The 19,786-nt window shown below is 62.1% G+C and carries 15 protein-coding genes and 2 pseudogenes; 5 read left to right on the plus strand and 12 right to left on the minus strand.

The features are described 5' to 3' along the window. From CHEJ32_RS24695 to CHEJ32_RS0113095, 6 genes and pseudogenes are all read right to left on the minus strand, one after another. Positions 1-338 (minus strand): annotated as a pseudogene (locus tag CHEJ32_RS24695) (DUF11 domain-containing protein); the annotation flags it as partial. Further along, on the minus strand, positions 290-2,068 hold the full coding sequence (locus CHEJ32_RS27740; RefSeq protein WP_371179803.1) for an isopeptide-forming domain-containing fimbrial protein: 1,779 nt from the start codon (positions 2,066-2,068) through the stop codon (positions 290-292). The pseudogene CHEJ32_RS24695 and the gene CHEJ32_RS27740, both read right to left, overlap by 49 nt. 199 nt (positions 2,069-2,267) lie before the next feature. Further along, a pseudogene (locus CHEJ32_RS26290) lies at positions 2,268-4,859 on the minus strand (isopeptide-forming domain-containing fimbrial protein); the annotation flags it as partial. Further along, positions 4,835-5,623, minus strand: a complete 789-nt coding sequence (locus tag CHEJ32_RS26295; RefSeq protein ID WP_028034276.1) for a CshA/CshB family fibrillar adhesin-related protein — start codon at positions 5,621-5,623, stop codon at positions 4,835-4,837. The gene CHEJ32_RS26295 and the pseudogene CHEJ32_RS26290, both read right to left, overlap by 25 nt. Before the next feature lie 672 nt (positions 5,624-6,295). Next, a complete protein-coding gene (locus CHEJ32_RS0113090) occupies positions 6,296-6,859 on the minus strand; it encodes an invasion associated locus B family protein (protein ID WP_028034277.1) in 564 nt (187 codons plus the stop codon). A 443-nt stretch (positions 6,860-7,302) separates the two neighbouring features. Continuing rightward, positions 7,303-8,397 (minus strand): M14 family metallopeptidase, encoded by a 1,095-nt coding sequence (locus CHEJ32_RS0113095; protein ID WP_034658391.1) that lies wholly within the window; start codon positions 8,395-8,397, stop codon positions 7,303-7,305. A gap of 82 nt (positions 8,398-8,479) precedes the next feature. Between CHEJ32_RS0113095 and CHEJ32_RS24705 the strand changes: the two genes are divergently transcribed. The 5 genes from CHEJ32_RS24705 (at position 8,480) to CHEJ32_RS24710 (ending at position 13,931) form a co-directional block, all read left to right on the plus strand. Next, a complete protein-coding gene (locus CHEJ32_RS24705) occupies positions 8,480-10,027 on the plus strand; it encodes an ABC transporter substrate-binding protein (protein WP_198023864.1) in 1,548 nt (515 codons plus the stop codon). Between the two features lie 133 nt (positions 10,028-10,160). Next, complete coding sequence (locus CHEJ32_RS0113105; protein WP_028034279.1) at positions 10,161-11,078, plus strand: ABC transporter permease; 918 nt, start codon at positions 10,161-10,163, stop codon at positions 11,076-11,078. Beyond that, a complete protein-coding gene (locus tag CHEJ32_RS0113110; protein ID WP_051469657.1) occupies positions 11,075-11,962 on the plus strand; it encodes an ABC transporter permease in 888 nt (295 codons plus the stop codon). The genes CHEJ32_RS0113105 and CHEJ32_RS0113110 overlap by 4 nt, the downstream gene beginning before the upstream one ends. Next, on the plus strand, positions 11,959-12,942 hold the full coding sequence (locus tag CHEJ32_RS0113115) for an ABC transporter ATP-binding protein (RefSeq protein WP_028034281.1): 984 nt from the start codon (positions 11,959-11,961) through the stop codon (positions 12,940-12,942). Before CHEJ32_RS0113110 ends, CHEJ32_RS0113115 begins: the two co-directional genes overlap by 4 nt. After that, positions 12,939-13,931, plus strand: a complete 993-nt coding sequence (locus tag CHEJ32_RS24710; protein WP_034658372.1) for an ABC transporter ATP-binding protein — start codon at positions 12,939-12,941, stop codon at positions 13,929-13,931. The genes CHEJ32_RS0113115 and CHEJ32_RS24710 overlap by 4 nt, the downstream gene beginning before the upstream one ends. A gap of 33 nt (positions 13,932-13,964) precedes the next feature. Here the strand turns inward: CHEJ32_RS24710 and CHEJ32_RS24715 are convergent, their stop codons facing one another. The 6 genes from CHEJ32_RS24715 to CHEJ32_RS0113150 form a co-directional block, all read right to left on the minus strand. Beyond that, positions 13,965-14,429 carry a PaaI family thioesterase gene (locus CHEJ32_RS24715; protein WP_051469658.1) on the minus strand — a complete coding sequence of 155 codons (465 nt, stop codon included), beginning with the start codon at positions 14,427-14,429 and terminating at the stop codon, positions 13,965-13,967. Further along, positions 14,426-15,412 (minus strand): NADPH:quinone oxidoreductase family protein, encoded by a 987-nt coding sequence (locus tag CHEJ32_RS0113130; RefSeq protein ID WP_028034282.1) that lies wholly within the window; start codon positions 15,410-15,412, stop codon positions 14,426-14,428. The genes CHEJ32_RS24715 and CHEJ32_RS0113130 overlap by 4 nt, the downstream gene beginning before the upstream one ends. Before the next feature lie 43 nt (positions 15,413-15,455). After that, on the minus strand, positions 15,456-16,358 hold the full coding sequence (locus CHEJ32_RS24720; protein WP_028034283.1) for an amidohydrolase family protein: 903 nt from the start codon (positions 16,356-16,358) through the stop codon (positions 15,456-15,458). Positions 16,359-16,387: 29 nt separating this feature from the next. Continuing rightward, positions 16,388-17,269, minus strand: coding sequence for an ABC transporter permease (locus CHEJ32_RS0113140; RefSeq protein WP_028034284.1), 882 nt, complete (start codon positions 17,267-17,269; stop codon positions 16,388-16,390). Continuing rightward, positions 17,262-18,212 carry an ABC transporter permease gene (locus tag CHEJ32_RS0113145; protein ID WP_156936703.1) on the minus strand — a complete coding sequence of 317 codons (951 nt, stop codon included), beginning with the start codon at positions 18,210-18,212 and terminating at the stop codon, positions 17,262-17,264. The genes CHEJ32_RS0113140 and CHEJ32_RS0113145 overlap by 8 nt, the downstream gene beginning before the upstream one ends. Positions 18,213-18,277: 65 nt before the next feature. Next, complete coding sequence (locus CHEJ32_RS0113150; protein ID WP_028034286.1) at positions 18,278-19,783, minus strand: ABC transporter substrate-binding protein; 1,506 nt, start codon at positions 19,781-19,783, stop codon at positions 18,278-18,280. Positions 19,784-19,786: the final 3 nt, after the last annotated feature.

The following is a 19,786-nucleotide window of genomic DNA, read 5'->3' on the forward strand; positions in this document are numbered from 1 at the left end:
GGACCCGCCGTCGAAAGCGCCTGAAGCCGCAGCGTGATCGCAATCTCGCCGCGGCCTGCCACCGACAGGTTCTCGAAGCGCAGCTGCCGCCCGGCGACCACCGGCGTCACCTCCGCATCACCCACCCGCGCCGAGCCTTCCACATAGCGGAAGCCGGCCGGGATCGTGTCGACCACCGTCAGGCCCGAGGCCAGGGAGCCGGCATTGTTGGTCACGCGGATGGTGAACGGCGCCTGCTCGCCGCGCCGGATGAAGCGAAGATTCGCAACCTTCGTCACCGTGATGTCGCTCACCGCGACAGGCAGGGCCAGAAGCGCAACCGCCTCTTCCGATTCCACCTGCGTGCCCGTGACGCGCGTGCCATTGCGTAACCGATGGCGCTCGCAATATTCTCCACCCCTCCTTCGATGCCGGCGCCGTTATCGATATCGACCTGGCTAAGCGCGTAGGTCGCAGTGAAGATCTGTTCGGCGCCCGGATTGATGGTGGCACTTTCCGGCACAAAACCAGACAGGCTGTTCGCGGCCGGCCGCTTGCCGAATGTGGGGCCGCCATCCTGCGGCGAGACATCCGTCAGCGGGATGTTGCCGGTATTCCTGACGCGGATCTGATAGGTGATCCTGTCTCCCACGCTCGCCGAGCCGTCGCCATCCAGGTCCTGATAAGAGCCCGTTTTCTCCGCCTCGAGGGCGGGCCTTTGCGGCTCGATAAGCGCGCAAGCTTCGGAAGGGCAGTCCGGCTCCGGCCCCCCCGGCTCCCTGGCGATATTGCGCAGCGGCTGGTCCGGATTGAGCGTGTCGGCGACCCTTGCCGAGACGGTGAGGACGAGCACGCCCGGCGCACCGCCGGCACGGGCGGGAACCTGGAGGCCGGACCAATCGACGGTACCGCCACCCGGAGTTCCCCCGGAATGGACGCCTCCCAGATCGGCGCTTTCAAAGACAAGATCCTCGCTCAGCACATCCTGGACGGCATAGCTGTCGGTGAAGCCGCCTTCGTTGGTCAGCGTGATCTCATAGGTGAGCGTCTCGCCGATCTCGGCGACATTGTCGGTCGGCCCGCTCTCGTCGATAAGCCTCTTGGCGATGCTGACGTCCGGTGGCAGGACCTCGTGGCTTGTCGAGCAGGTCGTGCATGCCGGACCGGGATCGCCCCCGCCCGCGGCGATGATGCTGTTGGAAAGCGTGCCAATCGCCTTCTCATCCACTCCGGCCGTATAAGACACAGTGTAAGTGCCCGCAGGCGTGCCTGCCGGAAGCGTGAAGGTGCGGGTCTGGCCGCTGCCGCCTGCGGTGAATGTCCCGGCATCGGTGACAGCTTGAAAGATCAGCCCGTCGCCCAGCGTATCCGTCAGCACGAGATCTGCGGTGGTGGCCGAGCCCGTGACGGTGACGCTAAGCGTGTAGGTGATCGTCTCGCCCGCTCCGATCTGGGTGCCGTCGGCCGGATCTGCTCTCTTCTCGGCTGCTATCTCGAGGAGAACCGGATGCTCGGTCGAGCAATCCGTACACTCAGGATCGGGATCGCCTCCCCCAGCCGCCGTGACGCTGTTTTCCACCCCTCCTGCCGCCCGCTCGTTCACCGCAGCGGTATAGCTTACCTCATAGGTGCCCGCCGGCGTTCCGGCAGGAAGAGTGAAAGTCCGCTCTTGGCCAGTGCCTCCCGCGGTGAAGGGACCGGCACCGGTGACGCTGCCGAAGGTGAGCCCCTCGCCCAGCGTGTCCGTCAGCACCAGATCGGCGGAGGTGGCAGAGCCCGTTACGGTCGCCGTCAAAGTGTAGGTGACGGTATCGCCCGCCTGAAGCTGGGTCCCGCTGGCCGGGTTGGCCCGCTTTTGCGCGACAATGTCGAGAAGAAGCGGATGCTCGGTCCGGCAGTCCGTGCATTGTGGCGTGCCATTGCCACCACCGCCGGAGGCCGCAACATTGTTTTGGATCGTGGCGGCGGCCTGATCGTTGACGGTCGCCGTATAGCGCACGGTGTAAGTGCCTGCAGGCGTACCCGCCGGCAGGGTAAACACCCGATCCTGGTCGCTGCCCGTCACCACGAAGCTGCCGGGTTCCGTCACCGCACCGAAGGTCAGCCCATCGCCCAGCGTATCCGTCAATACGAGATCTTCCGCAAATGGCCGAACCCGTCAGGGTGGCGGTCAGCGTGTAGGTGATCGCATCACCTGCCTGGACCTGTGTCCCATTGGCCGGATCGGCTGTCTTCTGGACCGCGATGTCCAAGAGAAGCGGATGCTCGGTCGAGCAATCCGTGCATGCTCCTGTACTCACCTGCACGTCGTTGCGGACTGAACCCGCCGCCTGCTCATTGACGATGGCCGTATAACTCACCGCATAAGTACCCGCCGGCGTGCCCGTTGGAAGCGTGAAGCTACGTTGCTGCCCGCTGCCCGCCGCGGTGAAGGAACCCGCATCCGTGACGGAGTCGAAAGTCAGCCCTGCGCCGAGTGTGTCGGTCAGAACCAACGGCTCGGTTGTGGCCGATCCGGTCACGGTCGCTGTCAGAGTATAGGTGATCGTGTTGCCGGCCTGGACTTCGGTGCCACTGGCAGGACTGGAGGTTTTCTGGGTTGCGATGTCCAGATGCAGCGGATGGCGAACGGTGCACTCGGCGCATTCGGGACTGGGATCGCCGCCGCCATTCGTGACGACGACCGAGTTGCCTATTGCTCCACCGGCCTGGTCGTTGATGACCGCCGTATAGGTTACTGAATATATGCCGGCAGGCGTGCCGGCGGGAAGCGTGAAGATGCGTTCCTGTCCGCTGCCACTCGCGGTGAAGGACCCGGCATTGGTGACCGCGCCGAAGGTCAGCCCGGCTTCCAGCGTATCCGTCAGCACTACCTCCTCGGTCGTGGCCGATCCGGTCACCATCGCGGTAAGTGTGTAAGTGATCGTCTGTCCCGCCTCGACCAACGCGCCTTCGGCGGGATCCGAGCTCTTCTCCACCGCGACATCCAGGAGCAGGGGATGCTCGGTCGAGCAGTTCGCGCACTGCGGATCGCTGGCCCCGCCGCCATTCGTCACGGCAACATTGTTGGCGATCGTGCCGGCGGCTTCGTCGTTCACGGTAGCCGTGTAGCTCACCGTGTAGGTGCCCTCCGGTGTTCCCGCGGGAAGCGTGAATATGCGCTGCTGCCCGCTGCCGCCGGCGGTAAACGAGCCCGTATCGGTGACGGATCCGAAGGTGAGCCCGTCACCAAGTGTGTCCGTCAGCACCAGATCGGCGGTCGTGACGGAGCCGCTGACAGTGGCCGTCAGCGTGTAGGTGAGGATATCGCCTGCCTTGACCTGGGTTCCGGCGGCCGGAGTGGAGGTCTTTTGGACGTCTATATCCAGAAGAAGCGGATGCTCGGTCGAACAATTTGCGCAATCCGGGTCCGGATTACCGCCATCCTGCGTGACCGCGACGGAATTGCCTACTGTTGCGGCGGCCTGGTCGTTGACGATGGCCGTGTAACGTATGACGTAACTGCCCGCGGGCGTTCCTGCTGGAAGTGTGAATGTGCGGGTCTGCCCGGTGCCACCTGCGCTGAAGGAGCCCGGTTCCGTGACTGCGTCGAAAGTCAGCCCTGCGCCCAGCGTATCCGTCAGCATCAGATCATCGGTGGTGGCCGACCCGGTCACCGTGGCCGTAAGCGTGTAGGTGATCGTCTGTCCCGCCGCCACCTGGGCCCCGTTGCCCGGGTCGGATGTCTTCGCCACGGCGATTTCCAGCAGGACCGGATGGGTGGTCGAGCAATTTGTGCATTCCGGCTCGGGATCGCCACCGCCTGCCGTCTGGACGGTGTTCGTCACCGTGCCGATCGCATCGGCGTCTACCGTGGCGGTGTATGTGAGCCGGTAAGTTCCAGGAACGGTGTTTTCCGGCAGCGTACAGGTCAGAACCTGGCCGCTCGTCGTGCAGCTGAATGGTCCGGGTGCGGTTATCGCGCCGAAGGTGAGGCCGTCGCCGAGCGTATCGGACAAGGTGAGCTCGGAGGTGGTCGCAGACAGGCCCACGGTGGTGTCGATCGTGAAGGTGATCGTCCCGCCCGGCGGCACATCCGTCCCGCTTGCGGGCGTAGCGCTCTTGGCCGTGCTGATGACAGGGGCGGGCTGGATTGTGACGGTGTAGGCCGCACAGTGGTCCGCATCGGTGCAGCTGTCGCCAGGCGTAGGCGCCACGCCGCCGTTGTAGGGATCGCGGCCGCCGCCGACGCTGGCGTGATTGATCGCCTCCCCCAAGGCAGTCTCTGTGATTTCGACCGGCAGATCGATCTGCGAACTGTCGCCTGCCTGGCCGCTGGCCGCGATGAGCTGGCTGGACGTGCAGGTGACGAGCTGGCCGGCAAAGCCGCAGGCCCAGCCATTGCTGTTATGAATGCCGGTCCAGGCGGGCACTATGCCGTCGGGCAGCTGATCCAGAACCGTGATCTCGGCGGGCGGCGGATTGTTGTCTGCGGTGCCGGTGGCGACGGGCGCCTCGTTGGTCACGGTGAGATTGTAGATTGCGCCGCTCTCGCCCACCCGCCATGAATCATTCTGGGCATTGCTCCCCTTGGTGACCGCAAGGCTCGGGCCGACGATCGTAAGGAAATGATCTTCGACTTCGCCGTCCGGCGCGGTTCCGGTAGGCTGCTGGATCGAAGTCAAATCGTTGGAATAGCGCAAACGCACGACGGAGCCGCCGGCGGTAAGGGTCTGCGGAATGTCCCAGGTAAGGACCGCCTCACCGCCGATGCACTGCGATTGCTGTGATCGCTCATCAGGATCGAAGGCGAGGTTGCGGTTGAAATCGATCCAGCCGAAAATGAAGCCATTTCCCGAGCACAATATCGTCTCAGTCAACTGCTCGCCGGCCTGGAGCACAGTGATGGTGTAATTTTCCGGCCAGGCATCTCCTCGCCACCGCTTTCGCCGCTTGCGTCCGGGCTGTATCGAGATTGTTGTTCGGTGTTGGGCCCCCGCGTTCCGAGATAATCGGTATTGGGCGGCATCAGGCCTCCAGCCTGATAGGAGCTCGTGTTGAGATCGATCTGGCTGCCATTGGCTGGAATATTATCCGACTGAAACTGAAGGTCGGCGACCATGTGCATGACGTCGCCATATTCCTCCACGGCGTCGCCGAAATCGGCATAAGGCGCGAGGAGGCCGATGGCGATGGCCGTGTTGCCGCCGCCCACGATATCGAAATCCATCGAGACGTTCGAAGACGGATTGTTGAACGCCAGGAAGGTAACCGCAGCTGTGTTGTTGTCGTTGCCGGGCCCGAAACGAATGGTCTGGCGGCCGTCCGACTGGGTGCTCTTGACCGCATAATAGGGGCCGGCACCCACATTTTTCTGCATCTCGACCGCAAACCAACGACCATCCGCTGTGGCCTGCACATACTCGGCACCGCTGTTGATCGATTCCGCGTCCGCCATCACCAGGCCTTTCAACGGGAACGGCTGCCCACCAAGCGTGGCAGTACAGTTCACCCTGAAGCTTGCCTGGCCATTGCTGACCATGATGCCGCTGATCAGCTGGTTCGCGCTGCCGGTGCCACCGTAATTATAGAGATTATCCAGGCTGTCGCCGGTCCAATCGCCCGGTCGATAAGACCTCAGCGGATTGCCCGTTATGTTGCTCAAGCCGCATGTGACACCAGATTGATGCCACCGGCAACTGCAATATTTGCGGATGTACTAGAGCCATTGTTGAGGGACTGCCCGGGCGTCCCGAGAGGTCCGCCGCCACCCCAGGTCAGCCACAGCACCTGGTCACGATAAGGACTGGTACCGCCGGTGGCGTATTCGGCTGCATATGCGGGCAGACCCAAGCCTGCGACAAAAAAATCAAACACCAGAGACCAATGGTGAAACGGAGAACCTGCGCGAAACGACAAGTATACGCTATTCGCGGACTCAGAGAGTCGCGAGCAAAAGTTGCCCCGATCATAACAATGCCCCCAGCACCTCACCCCACTACATGAGGTGCGCCGAATCAAATGGTATAGATGGGTGCTTGCTATACGCGCATAAGCTGCAACACAATATCGCGAGCGACATAATCGTGGACAAAGGAGCTATTGGCGCGCGATGACACACTGGGAGGCTGTCTCACACCAGCCGAAGCTATCAAAGCTGTGCAGCCGTCGCCTGGACGACAAAAGCGCCAGCTGCGAGATCTTTTTAGCAGCAAGACAGAAACGCCGCATGACCGAAATGTCGCGCAGAATGTGGAAGATCTGCCTTAAGATGCTTAGCCGTAGAGTTGCTGCCGTCCTCCACGCCGGTGTCGGCAGATGCCTAGCCTGCGGCGCTTCAGCTCGCGGCAAGCTCCTGCAAGCGACGATAAGCGGCCGCAAATCCCTTCAGAGAAATATCCGTTCTGACCGGCTGACCGGTGTTTGCCATCATGAGAACGCGGGCGGTCTCCGCATTTTCAAACTGGCCGATGACGTCGGCCGGCATATCGAGCTCGACCACGCATCCGGTCGGAAAGCAGGTCCGGAATGCTCCACGCACGACTTCCGTCTCGCCTATCTGTATGCGCACGCCCTCCGAGAGGAGCAGCCCGAAGGGAAGAACAAGCGTTGCCTTGGGGGCCGCCTCGGGTTCCTTCGAGATCGCAAAGAGCAGCACGCGCTGGCGCGTTTCCTGCTGAAGCAGTTCCTGCGACATCTGGCAGGCGCGCAGTGTTCTCTCTCCCTGGACCTGGTTGACACACTGCACCGTCCACGCGTCGTAAGTTTCGGAAAGAGTGGTCGGACGTTGCGTAGTGGTCGGACGTTGCATATCGAGCGGCTCCTGCGCAAAGGCATTGGTGATGAGGAAACTACCGACCAGCGCCGGCAATAAACGTCGAATGAGAGTTCTGTGGGTCATGGCTCTTCTTCCTGAGGCAAATGGCGGCACCCGCGAACAGCTTCCGTCCTCCTCTCTTTATCGGATTCGAGGCCATGGCGAGACGAGATAACGCTCCTGCCGAAGAGTTGTCACCAGCGTACGCGGGGACACCTATGATCGCGCTGACCGCACGACTGTCGCCGAGTTCTGGAAATTCGCCTTCATGAAAGCCTCCCATGGACGAATATTTCTCATCGGCGAAGCCGAGGAGCCGCCAATCCCCTCCCCAAGATGCGTCGTTTTGGTTGGCAAACGCAGTATCCCATCCATAGACGCGTCTAGGTCCGGTTCGTGCGGCTGCCGTCGTCCGACAACCTAGATCATTGTCGTGCCGCGAATTCGATCATCGTGCCGGCGCCGAACGAGCTATTGATGCCGCTATCGGCCAGAGGGCCTGCCTCACCGGGCCCGAGCTGATGCCATCACGCCCGCTCTTGGGCCGCAAGCCCGGCGAGCCCCAGGCGGACTACCTCCAGGCCTCGCTCCACGATTGCCGCACGCCATTCCGGCTCGGCAGGGTAATAGGCGTAGAGCATGTTCTTCTTCACCTTGCCCGAGAGCGGATGTTCAGGAGAGCCATAAAGGTGGAGCCAGCCATCCATGCGGACGGCATCACGCACGACCTTCTCCTCGCGTGTGCCGAATTCGAGCCCGACGGGCGTCCAGACCAGCCATGGAGCCGCGCGCTTGTAGCCGTCGAGGATCGAAGCCTCACTGCCTGCATAATCGGTCTTCGGGCTCTTCGTATGCGCCACGTGGCCATACCAGGAGGATGCACGCCGTCCCTCATCGCTGTCAGGAGCTTCGCCGCTCAGGCACTCCCCGACACCGAAGGGACCAAGACCGGTGTGGATGTCGATGAGGCCCGCCCAGGTCGCCTCGGAAAGATGCTCCTTCGCGATACGCTCCACCGTCAGCGCCGACCACGAGGGCTTCAGGCCCCCATAAAAGAGACCGTCGGGATGCTTGTACTGGCCGCGCTTGATTGCCGTCCTGAAGACTTCCTTGCCGTGCGTCTCCTTATACCGCTCCATCACGGCATCGGCTTCGGCCATAGCCTCAGGCGTGATCTCCCGCGGGACGAGCGCGGAGGCGAGATCGTCATAGCCCGGATTGTCCAGCTTGCCCGGGTTCTCCCAATTGAGGAAGTGCCGGTTCAAATCGATATTGTCCTCATTGAAACGGCGGTTCCAGGAAAAACCCCAGGGGTTTATGGCGTGCACCAGGAGAAGCGCCACACCTTCGGGCGGTTGGGGCGCGTTTGAGGAAGCAAGGGCCGCGATCTGTATGGCCGATCCAGTATAGCCTTCAACGCCATGCAAAGCCGATTCCACGACAAGCACCCGGTCGGCATGCTCCGGTCCGATGCGAGCCACATCCGTGAAAAGCGCCTCTCCCTCGGCTCCCCTCAGCGGGTGTGGATAGGAGATAACCGGTGCCCCTCGTGCCTCGCAGGCCGCGAGAAATTTCTGCCGTGCGTCTGCATAGGAATCGGAAAAGAAAGCATTTAAGTTCATGCTGGACACCAAGATCTTCCTTCCGTAATATTTCATGCTTAAAGTAAGTAAGCCGCTCAGGCAACATAATGGGGAGCATCAGATGAGATCAATGGCGCTGCGCGCTGTGTTCGTCCTGGCGGCGAGCGCTGCGATCCACCTTACCTCGTTCTCGGCGTCTGCCTTGGCGGGGCCAAGCGACGATACGCTGCGCGTGCTCATCACACGCGAGACTGATTTCATCGATCCGATCCATACGAACAGCACGGAAACCGATCTATTCGGCGTGCTGGTTTACGACACCCTCATTCATGCAGACCGGGCGACCGGTGAGCACAAGCCATCTCTGGCGGCCAAGTGGACCTGGATTGACGACCGCACGATCGACTTCGAGCTTCGTGAAGGCGTCACCTTCCACAATGGCGAGCCGCTCGATTCCGCGGACGTGGTCTATACGTTTAAGATGCTGATGGACAAGAACAACAAGTTCCGCCAGCAGGAGAACGATTTCGGCAATATCGCCTCGGCAGAGGCAACGGGCGATTATTCGGTCCGCGTCACCTTGCGCGAGCCCGATCCGACATTCGAAAACATGCTGGCTTCACGCATCGTCATCTGGCCGAACGAATACACGAGCGAGCACGGCCACATGATCCATGCGACCAAGCCTGTCGGCACTGGTCCCTATGCGCTCGAAAGCCTGCAGCAGGGCTCCGAATATGTTCTCAAGAAGAATGAGAACTATTTCGCCGGCCCGCGTCCCGCCCCCACGATCGGCCATATCCAGGTGCGCGTCATTCCCGAGGTTCAGACGCAGATTGCCGAACTCATGGCGGGGGCGGCCGACATGGTGCTGTTCATGAGCGCTGCTGATGCGGCGGCCCTCCAGGGTTTCCCAGGCGTCAAGGTCGCGACAGGTCCGGCCACCCGCATGTTCTTCCTCAGCATGAACGCCGCTGGTGGATCTGAAGACAATCCGCTACGCAATGTCGATGTCCGCCGCGCCATCTCTTACGCGATAAACCGGCAGGAGATCGCGACCAATCTCATCAGCCCGGATGCGCCGGTTCTGCACAGCCACTGCAACCCCACGCAGGCGTTTTGCATCACCGACGGCGTACCCGGTTACGAGTTCAACCCGGAAAAGGCACGCGCGCTGCTTCAAGAAGCAGGCTATGCGGACGGCGTTCAGCTCGCCATGATGGCGGAGGTAAGCCTGCGCCCGGTGGCAGAGGCGATCCAAGGCTATCTTGCGAATGTCGGCATTACGATGAGCCTGGACACCTATCCTCTCCCCGCATGGCGCGAAAAATACATCGGTGGCGAGTCCCAGATGAGCATCGTCGGCTGGGGGGGCGGGGCGACCGCAGCGGATGCCAGTTACTCTCTCGGCATCTTCTTCAACCAATCCTCGACGGATTATGCGAAGGACCCGCAAGTCACGGAATGGAACGAGCAAGCCATTCATTCCATGGATCCGGCGAAACGGGAGGAACTCTATCGCCAGAGCTTCTCGCGGATCAACGAACAGGCTTACACGCTTCCCCTTTACGGCTCCGTTGCGACCTATATCTCCGCGGAAACGGTGGAGTTCGAGCCTCCGTTCATGGACTTTCCGGACCTCTCGCTCGCCGGCTGGGCAGGCAACTAGCTGGATGAGCCAGCGGGAACGCGGCATGAGTGAGGGCCGCCTTTCCGGAAGCATGCATGCTGCAGGAGCCCGGCACAGGTCCTGCAGCCAAGCATAGAGCAAGAAACTGCCGATACTGGGCTGCTCGCGCATAATGCTATCCTTTCTACGCAGCAGACTTACCGTCTCCTTTCTGGTCCTCTTGACCGTTTCCCTGGTGGGCTTTGCCCTGCTGCGGCTGTCGGGAGATCTGGCTGCGACCCTTGCCGGCGAGACGGCGACACCAGAACAGATCGAGGAACTGCGTCATAGTCTGGGCCTCGATCGCCCGCTTCTCGTCCAGTATTTTGACTGGCTCTTGAATGCATTGGGCGGAAATCTCGGCGAATCCTTCTTCACCCGCGAGCCGGTTTCACAGCTTTTCCTGGCGCGGGTCGGCACGACGCTGACGCTTGCCGTGGCAGCGCTCATCCTGTCGATCCTCATCAGCCTTCCCCTCGGCGTTTTGGCTGCGATCCGGCCGAACAGCTGGCTGGACCGGCTCGTCTCCGCCATATCTCTCAGCGGGCAGGCTTTGCCGAGCTTCTGGCTGGCTCTGATGATGATCAGTGTCTTCGGCGTCACGCTCCGCTGGCTGCCGATTTCCGGCTCCAGCACGCCGGCGCATTTCATCATGCCGACGGTCGTGCTCGCCATTGGCGCGATCCCGGCGCTTACACGCCTCACGCGCTCCGGCATGCTCGAAGCGCTCGAGCAGGATTACATCCGCACGGCCCGAGCCAAGGGGCTCCTGAATTTTCAGGTCCTGACGAAGCATGCTCTTCTCAATGCACTCCTGCCCATTGTCTCGCTCTCGGCCGTTCAGCTTGGCACGCTCCTTGGCGGCTCGGTGATCGTCGAGTCGGTCTTCGCCATAGACGGGATCGGCCTGCTGACCTACCGGTCGATCCAGAGGGGTGATTTCCCCGTCGTCCAGGCCATGCTTGTCTTCGTCTCCACTTGTTACATCCTGCTCACGCTACTTGCCGATGTGATGAACGCGTGGCTCGACCCGCGCCTGAGGCTCAAATGAGTTTGGACGCCACACCTCTTTCCGAACCCTCGCAGACCGGGCTGCGGCTTCGCCGTGCACTCGGCCATGGCGGGTTCATGGTGGGCGCTGTCATTCTCATCCTTGCTGGGCTCGTTGCACTCCTGGCGCCTCTCATCGCGCCACACGATCCCTTCGCTCAGAACCTGGGGCTGCGCCTTCTTGCGCCGATCTGGAGCGAAGGTGGTTCGGCAGAGCATCTTCTTGGCACCGACCATCTCGGACGGGATTATCTGAGCCGCCTCATCTATGGCACGCAGGTCTCGCTTGTGGTCGGGCTTTCGACCATGCTGATTTCGGGCGTGATCGGCATCACGCTAGGCTTCATCGGCGGCTATTTCGGCGGCCGGGCGGACAACGTGGTCATGTATATCATCAATTCGCGGCTGAGCATGCCCGGCCTCCTTGTGGCTCTCGCCGTCATCGCACTTGTCGGCGGCTCCTTCCTGACGATCGTCCTCGTCCTCGGTTTTCTGTTTTGGGACCGATATGCCGTGGTGGTGCGCACCGCCACACAACAGGTGCGCGACAGCGATTTCGTCGCCTCTGCACGCGTGGCCGGCGCCTCCCCGTTCTGGATCATCTGGAACGAGATCCGCCCGAACGTCATGCACCACATCCTGGTTGTCGCCACGCTCGAAATGGCGCTCGCCGTCCTTGCCGAAGCGAGCCTCTCCTTCCTGGGTCTTGGCATCCGTGCGCCCACCCCCTCCTGGGGCTTGATGATCGCCGAGGCGCGGAACTTCCTCTTCATGAAACCGTACCTTGTTTGGATTCCGGGCATGGCGATCTTCGTCCTTGTGCTCGCAATCAATCTTTTGGGCGACGGACTACGCGACATTACCGCGCCGGAGGGCCGGCGATGACCGCTCTGATCGAGATCGAAAACCTGCGCGTGGATATACCGGGTCCTTCCGGCACGCTTCGGGCCATACGAGGAGTGAGTTTGGCGATCGAACCGGGCGAGGCCTTCTCCATTGTCGGCGAATCCGGTTGCGGAAAATCCCTGACGGCCATGTCGATCCTCGGGCTGCTCCCGCGCAAAGCCATCGTCTCAGCCGAGCGCATGAGGTTCGACGGCAAGGATCTGATGCAGCTTTCTGAGCGTGAGCGCGCCGATATCCGCGGTGCGGAGATCGCCGCCATCTTCCAGGAACCCATGACGGCGCTCAATCCGCTGCTCTCCATCGGCGAACAGATGGCGGAGGTCTTCATGCGCCACGGCAGGGGCGGCAGGAAGGACGCGCTCAAGCGCGCCGGCGAGCTTCTGGAGCGCGTCGGGGTTCTGCCCGTCGACAGGCGCCTGAAGCAGTATCCGCACGAAATGTCGGGCGGCCTGCGCCAGCGGGTGATGATCGCGATGGCGCTGATGTGCAGGCCCAAGCTCCTGCTGGCAGACGAGCCCACCACGGCGCTGGATGTCACGACCCAGGTGGAAATCCTGTCATTGCTCAAGGAACTGCGCGAAGATCTTGGCATGGCGCTGCTCTTAATCACCCACGATCTCGGCGTCGTCGCCCATGTCGCCGACCGCGTTGCCGTCATGTATGCCGGCGAGGTGGTCGAAACAGGTGGCACGCACGACGTGCTGATGAACGCCTCGCATCCCTATACCGCAGCCCTTCTGCGCTGCCTGCCTGAGCAGGCGACGGGCGGCCGACCGCTCGTTCCCATACCAGGAGTCGTTCCGGCGCTCTTTGGCGAGTTGGAGGGTTGCATGTTCCGGAATCGTTGCGCGCTGGAGCGCCGGGAATGCGCGGACCCCATCCCGCTTCAAACGCGGGGCTCCGATCATGCTTATCGTTGCCGGATCCCGCCCTCTCGCATCGGCAGCGAAGTCGCATGACGCCGCTTCTCGAAATTGACCATCTGAGCATGGCTTTCCGCCAGCGGAGCGGCTTTCTTTCCAAGCCTCGGCTGATCCCCGCCGTCATCGACTGCTCTGTATCCGTGAGCAAGGGAGAGGTTCTCGGCATCGTCGGCGAATCCGGCTCCGGCAAATCCACGCTTGCCAAACTGGTGCTGCGCCTGCTGACGCCCGATACAGGCCAAATCCGTATCGATGGGAGCGCTATCGACACCGTTGGCCCGCGGGAATTTGCAGAACTCGTACAGCCGGTTTTCCAAGACCCCTATTCCTCTTTGAACCCGAAGCAGCCGCTTTCGAGCATAATCGCCATGCCGCTCGCTGTGGGCGGTGTTCGCAGGGCAGAGCGGGAAGCGCGGGCACGCGATATGCTCGACCGCGTCGGTCTTCCCGCGCGTCTTTTCCGCAGCTACCCCAACCAGCTTTCGGGCGGCCAGCGCCAGCGTGTCGCCATCGCGCGGGCGCTGGTATCAAGCCCCCGGCTGCTCGTCTGTGACGAGCCCACCTCCGCGCTGGACGTGTCTGTACAGGCACAGATCCTGGAGCTTCTGGACGAGATCAAGCAGAGCTTCGGGCTGACATACCTGTTCATCAGCCACAATCTGGCCGTCGTCGAACGGGTGGCGACGAGGGTCGCGGTGATGTATCGCGGGCGGATCGTCGAACAGGGCCCGTCAGGCTCGTTCTTTTCAACGCCTCGCCATCCCTATTCCCAGATGTTGCTCAACAGCATTCTTCCCCCGGTTGTGGGCCGGCCGCTGCCGAACCTCGCCCCCACTCGGCGCTCTACCATCGCAGAAGACGCGGGAGCGGGTTGCCCGTTTCGCGTCCATTGTCCCATCGCGTCGGAAATCTGCGAGCAGGCTCCCCCGGTGATGAAAACCGGGGACGGGATGCAGGTCGCCTGCCACAAGGCTGCACAACCCTTGACGGAACGCGGCCAGGCCCTCAATCCTATCGGCGGGTGATGTGCTGCGCCTGTTCTGCCCCGACGCCTCGGCTCAACTGCCTTTGACCCGCAGCTTGCCTTCGGCTCCGGGTGCATCCTCGGGCCTACTGCCCGGCCTCCAGCTGAACGTGCCGATCCCGTGGGCCACGAGCTGGTTCTCCGTATCGAAAATGTGGGCCTCGCCGGTATAGATCGTGCGGTTTGCGGAAATCACTTTTCCTACCACTGTCAGCCGGCCGGCGCGCACGGGACGCGTGAACTGGGTGGTGAGCGACAGGGTGACCGCGTAGCGAGTGGGGCTGTCTGGCGGACTGTACAAGCCCGCGCAGCATGCCGCCGCATCGATCATCGTGCACAGCACGCCGCCATGCACATAGCCCACCCGGTTCAAGTGCTGCGGTCCGATATCAAGCTGGCCGACGATCCGATCTGGCGCGGCTTCGGGAAAGGTGAGGCCAATATGCGCGAATATGCCCGTGTCAAAGCCGGTGTCCGGCATCCAGTCTGCCTCGCTCACTGCGTTCCTCCAACGGTCAGCACGATCTTGCCGATCGCCTTCCGGTTCGCAAGCAGCTTGAGCGCTGCGGTTGTTTCCGAAAGATCGAAAACCGAACTGACGAGCGGCTTCAGCTTGCCCTGGGCATGCCACGCAAAGAGCTGCTCGAAATTCTGCCGGTTTACATCCGGGAAGTTCTTCTGGAACGGCCCATAATGCACACCGACAAGCGCGTTCCCCTTCAACAGCATGATATTGGCGGGAATGCGGGGAATGGTTCCGGAGGTGAAACCGATGGTCAAGACGCGCCCTCCCCAACCCGTCGCCCTCAGCGCTTCTTCGAGGAGATCGCCCCCCACCGGGTCGCAAGCAACATCCACGCCCTTGCCGCCCGTCAGCTCTTTCACTCGATCCTTGAGAGAGCAAGAAGCATAATTGACCAGGTGGTCGGCACCGGCAGCGCGCGCGATCTCCAGTTTTTCCGGCGTGCTGGCCGCGGCGATCACGGTCGTGCCAATGGCCTTTCCGATCTCCACCGCGGCCAGCCCGACGCCGCCGCTCGCGCCGAGTACCAGAAGTGTTTCCCCAGGCTGCAGCCCGGCGCGCTGCGTGAGCGCGTGAATGCTCGTACCGTAAGTCGTCGCAAACCCGGCAGCCACGATCGGGTCCATCGAAGCTGGCCGTCGCATAAGCGTTGTCGCCTCCACAATCGCGAACTCGGCGAAGGCTCCGAAAGGAACAGTGCCCAGCACCGCGGTGCCGACCTCAAAGCCGGTCACGCCCTCCCCGGTCGCATCGACCGTGCCGGCAACCTCGCTGCCCGGGGTGAACGGCAAGTCCGGTTTCAGCTGGTACCTGCCCTCGATCAGCAGTGTGTCCGGGAAGTTGACGCCAGCTGCCTGCACCTTTACGCGCACCTGGCCGGGACCGGGCTGCGGGACGTCACATTCCTCGATCGTCAGCAGATCCGGCGGGCCGAACTGCCTGCAGACAACAGCGCGCATGGACGTTTTCTCCTGTTAACGCGACACCGGCCTTCGCATGGAGCTAAACGCGGAAGAATTCACGCGCGTTCTTGTACAACCACTTCTCCTTGACGGCCTCCTTTAGCGGCAGCTTTTGGTATTCCGCCACGAGGTCCTCGAACGGTGCTTTGAAGAGATAGCGGGAGAGTCCCACCATAACCTTGTCCTGCATTAGCGAATTGCCGAACTGCAGGAACTGCTCCCATCCCGAGCCAGGCTGGGCGAAATAGCGTGGGTGATGCCCGGCCGTGTCGACATAGAGGTTGGGGTGCCGACGCAGGAGCGCCACCATGTCGGTGACCCAGGGCCAGCCGGCGAGCCCCGCCACGATCCTGAGTTCGGGAAAGTCAACGGCGATGTCGTCGAGATAGCGTGGGTGGCCGAGATCGTAAGGCCGATCATTGGCGTAGCTCATCGCCGTATAGATGCGGACGGGGATGTCGAGCTCCACGCATTTGGCATAGAGCGGGTAGTAGCGGCGGTCGTTTGCGGGCAGGGAATTGTAAAGCGCGGAGACACGGAGCGCGCCGGCCCCCTCCTCCTTTACCAGCCGCTCCAACTCGCGCACCGCGCGCATGCCGTCCATCGGATTGAGCAACACCCCCATGATAAAGCGACCGGGATAGCGGCGGCTGATCTCGCCGAGCCTGGCATGCGGCGTGCCGATGAGAAAGCCTTTTTCGACGCCGGCCCTATCCATATCGGCAATGAGCCTCGCCAGCCCGCCATCATCGTACGGCGCTTCCTGCTTCTGCTCGCTGCTTGCGGGCTTGCGAAAGACGCGACCATAATTGGCGAAGCCGTACCCCTCCGGGCGCGGCAGCGAGTGCGGAAACGGCGTTCCCGGCCGGCCCTTGGTCATCTCCTCGATCACCGGATCGCTTTCGCTTGCCGGGATGTGCAACTCAAGATCAATCACGCTCACTTGCCGCTCCTTTTTGCTGGCGCGCGGGATCAGGATTTGTGCCGGGGATCCATGGCGTCACGGATGCCGTCACCGACGATGTTGATCGACATCACGACGATGAAGATCGCCAGTCCCGGCCAGAGCGCCATGGTCGGCAGGGTCGGCAGGAACCGCTGCGCCTCGTTGAGCATGCTGCCCCAGGAGGGAGCCGGCGGCCGCTGGCCAAGCCCCAGGAACGAGAGGCTCGCCTCGACGATGATGGCCGTCGCCACCGTCAGCGTCGCCTGCACGAAGAGCGGCGGTATCATGTTCGGCAGCACGTGCTTGAAGGCGATGCGAAGCGGCGAGTTTCCGCCCGCCCGGGCCGCCTCGATATAATCTTCCTTCGATACGGCCAGCGCCGACCCACGAGCCAGCCGCAGGAAGATCGGGATCGCGGCGATGCCGATCGCCAGCATCGCATTGAAAAGGCCGGGACCCAACAACGCCGTGAGCGCGATCGCAAGAACCAGGAAGGGGATTGCCAGCAGCGCATCGGTGAAGCGCATCAGCACGCTATCAAGGAAGCCGCCCACATAGCCGGAAAGCAGGCCGAGCGGGATGCTTATGGCTAGCGCCAGCGCCACTGGCACTACGCCGGCCATAAGCGATGTGCGGGTGCCGTAGATGAGCCGCGAGAGGAGATCACGTCCGAGCTCGTCCGTTCCCATCCAATGGAGGGCGGAGGGAGGTTGGCGTATGGCCAGAAAGTCGGACTTGATCGGATCGTAGGGCGCAATCAGCGGCGCGAAGATGGCAACGAGGCCAAAGACCACAAGGATGCAGAGCGCCACCACGGCCGGCCGATGCTTCAGGAAGCGACGCACGGCGCGGCTGCGGATACGGCTCCCAGACCTCACCGGGGCCGAGTTCAGAACCGCGTCAGTCATTGGCGCCCCTCATCCGCGGGTTGACGATGAAATAGAGGATATCGGCGACGAAGTTGAGCAGGATGAAGATCGTGGCAGTCACCAGCACAACACCCTGCACGACCGCGTATTCTCGGTAGAACACCGCGTCCACGATCAGCTTTCCGAATCCGGGGATGGAGAAGATCTGCTCTGTCAGAATGGCACCGGAAAGCAGCTGCCCGAACTCGATTGTGCTCAGCGTTATGACGGGGATCAGCGCGTTGCGCAGCGCATGCTTGGAGACGACAATGCGCTCCGTCACCCCCTTGGCACGCGCCGTGCGCACATAATCGGACGAGAGTACCTGGAGCATGGCGCCGCGCGTGTGCCGCGTGATCACGCCCGCCACGCCCGTCCCGAGCACGATGGAAGGCATGATGAGCGAAAGGAGATTTTGCTTGAGGTCCTCCCACGGCGGCACGTAGCCCGCCGACGGCAGCAGACCAAGCTGCACCGAGAAGAGTAGGATCAGCATGATGCCGAGCCAGAAATGGGGGATCGAGATACCGGTGAGCGCGAAGATATTCGCCAGGGTCCCGGTGAAGCGGTCCTTGTGCGTGGCGGCAATGATGCCCGTCGGGATGCCGATCGCAAGCGCCACGATCATCGACAGCACGGCCAGTTCCGCTGTCACGGGAAGCTTGGTCAGGATCAGGTCGACCACCTCCACCTTGTTGCGGTAGGATGATCCGAAATCGCCCACGAGCACATTTCCAATCCAACGGAAATACTGGACGTAAAGAGGCTGGTCGAACCCGTATTTCGCCCTCAACTGTTCGACCACAGCGTCATTCGATTCATCGCCCGCCATCGCGACGGCGGGGTCTCCGGGGATGAGCTTCTGCAGCGCGAAGACGATGAGCGAGACGAAGATCAGCGTCGGCACGACCGATCCCAGCCTGCGTAAGATAAAACCACCCAGCCCCATCATCGTCGCTCCCGTTCGACAAGAGATGCCCGGCGGACGAGCGCCCGCCGGGTATGGTCTCAGTTGATCTTCACGCCCTGCAGACGGACCAGGCCGTCCGGATAAAGTGCGAAGCCATCGACATTGGCCCGCGTGGCCGCGAAGAGCTGGCGGTGCCACAGCGAAAGATCCGGCCGGTCATGGTCCTTGATGTCCATGGCCTGCTTGTAGAGTTCCTTGCGCTTGGCGGGATCGAGCTCGGCGCGCGCCGCCTTCAGCAGTTCGTCCACCTGCTCGTTGCAATACCCCATGCGGTTGTTGGGAGCGCCGCAGACATAGAAATTGTAGGTGTTGCCGTCGGGGTCGACGCGGCCGCTCCAGAAGGAGATATAGGCCTCGAAGTTGCCCTGGCGCGCCGCCTCGAGCTGCGTCACGTTCTCGGTCGTGTTGATGACCATGTTGATGCCGGCTTCCGCCATCATGGCCTGCATGACCTGAGCCGGCACCTGGAAGTCGCGGTCCGGACGGACGAGCATTTCGAACGTGAAGTTCTCCTGGCCCGCTTCCTTGAGAAGCTGCTTGGCCCGCTCCACGTCGCGCTTTGGCGTGGGCCTGCTCTCGTCATAGAAATAGCTGCCGGGCGCGATCGACTGACCGCCGGGCGCGTAAAGCCCCTCGAAAGCGACATTCACCAGCGCCTCGCGATCCAACGAAAGATCTATCGCCTCGCGAATGCGCTGGTCCTTCATCTTCTCCGAGCGCGGGCCATTGCCGACATTGAATTGCATATAGCCGTAGCCGATATCGGGAGCCTTCGCGAGCTTGAGCGTGCTGTCGCTCTCGACGCGTTTCACATCGGTCGGAGAAAGCCGCTCGATGATCTCGAACTCGCCCGACTGCAGGTTCGAGAGCCTGACGGTGGGATCGTTGACGGCGAGCATCTCGACTCGGTCGATGTGGATGTTCTCGGCGTCCCAATATTCAGGGAATTTCTCGAAGATGATCCGGCCTTGAGGCACCCTGCTCACGAATTTGAACGGTCCGGCACAGGTGGGCTTGGTCCCGAAATCGGCGCCCAGTTCCTTGGCAACCTTGGGCGAAACCATCATGCCCGCGCGGTCTGCAAGGATGGAGATCAGCGGTGCCGACGGCTCGGCAAGGTTGATGCGCAATGTGACCGGATCCACGACCTCGATAGACGTGATGCCTTCCAGTTCGGCTCGGCGGAACGAGCCCTCGATGGTCATGTTGCGCTCGAAATTGTACTTCACGGCCTCGGAGTCGAGCGGCTCGCCATCGTGGAAAACCAGGTTGGGACGCAGCTTCAGCGTCAGCTGTTTGCCGTCCGGCGACCATTCATAGGATTCGGCCAGCCGAGGCACGATTTTCAGGTCAGATGTGATGTCGAAGAGTTTTTCACAGAAAGTCGTCAGCACCAATCGGGTGACGAAGGCCTGGCTGAGCGCCGGGTCGATCGAGTCGGGGTCGTCGTTAAGCCCGATCCGCACTACGGTTTGCGCAGAGGCCATGCCTCCGCCGAGCAGCAGCGCTGCCGCTGTCAATGTGGCTGCAAGTTTGTAACGCATTTC

It is taken from the genome of Chelativorans sp. J32 (assembly GCF_000518985.1).
GTDB lineage: Bacteria > Pseudomonadota > Alphaproteobacteria > Rhizobiales > Rhizobiaceae > Chelativorans.

Bases quoted from the DNA above. Each gene is read 5' to 3' on its own strand.
- CHEJ32_RS0113090 (WP_028034277.1), bottom strand. From the start codon at position 6,859: ATGACCCACAGAACTCTCATTCGACGTTTATTGCCGGCGCTGGTCGGT.
- CHEJ32_RS0113095 (WP_034658391.1), bottom strand. From the start codon at position 8,397: ATGAACTTAAATGCTTTCTTTTCCGATTCCTATGCAGACGCACGGCAG.
- CHEJ32_RS24705 (WP_198023864.1), top strand. From the start codon at position 8,480: ATGAGATCAATGGCGCTGCGCGCTGTGTTCGTCCTGGCGGCGAGCGCT.
- CHEJ32_RS0113105 (WP_028034279.1), top strand. From the start codon at position 10,161: ATGCTATCCTTTCTACGCAGCAGACTTACCGTCTCCTTTCTGGTCCTC.
- CHEJ32_RS0113110 (WP_051469657.1), top strand. From the start codon at position 11,075: ATGAGTTTGGACGCCACACCTCTTTCCGAACCCTCGCAGACCGGGCTG.
- CHEJ32_RS0113115 (WP_028034281.1), top strand. From the start codon at position 11,959: ATGACCGCTCTGATCGAGATCGAAAACCTGCGCGTGGATATACCGGGT.
- CHEJ32_RS24710 (WP_034658372.1), top strand. From the start codon at position 12,939: ATGACGCCGCTTCTCGAAATTGACCATCTGAGCATGGCTTTCCGCCAG.
- CHEJ32_RS0113130 (WP_028034282.1), bottom strand. From the start codon at position 15,412: ATGCGCGCTGTTGTCTGCAGGCAGTTCGGCCCGCCGGATCTGCTGACG.
- CHEJ32_RS0113140 (WP_028034284.1), bottom strand. From the start codon at position 17,269: ATGACTGACGCGGTTCTGAACTCGGCCCCGGTGAGGTCTGGGAGCCGT.
- CHEJ32_RS0113150 (WP_028034286.1), bottom strand. From the start codon at position 19,783: ATGCGTTACAAACTTGCAGCCACATTGACAGCGGCAGCGCTGCTGCTC.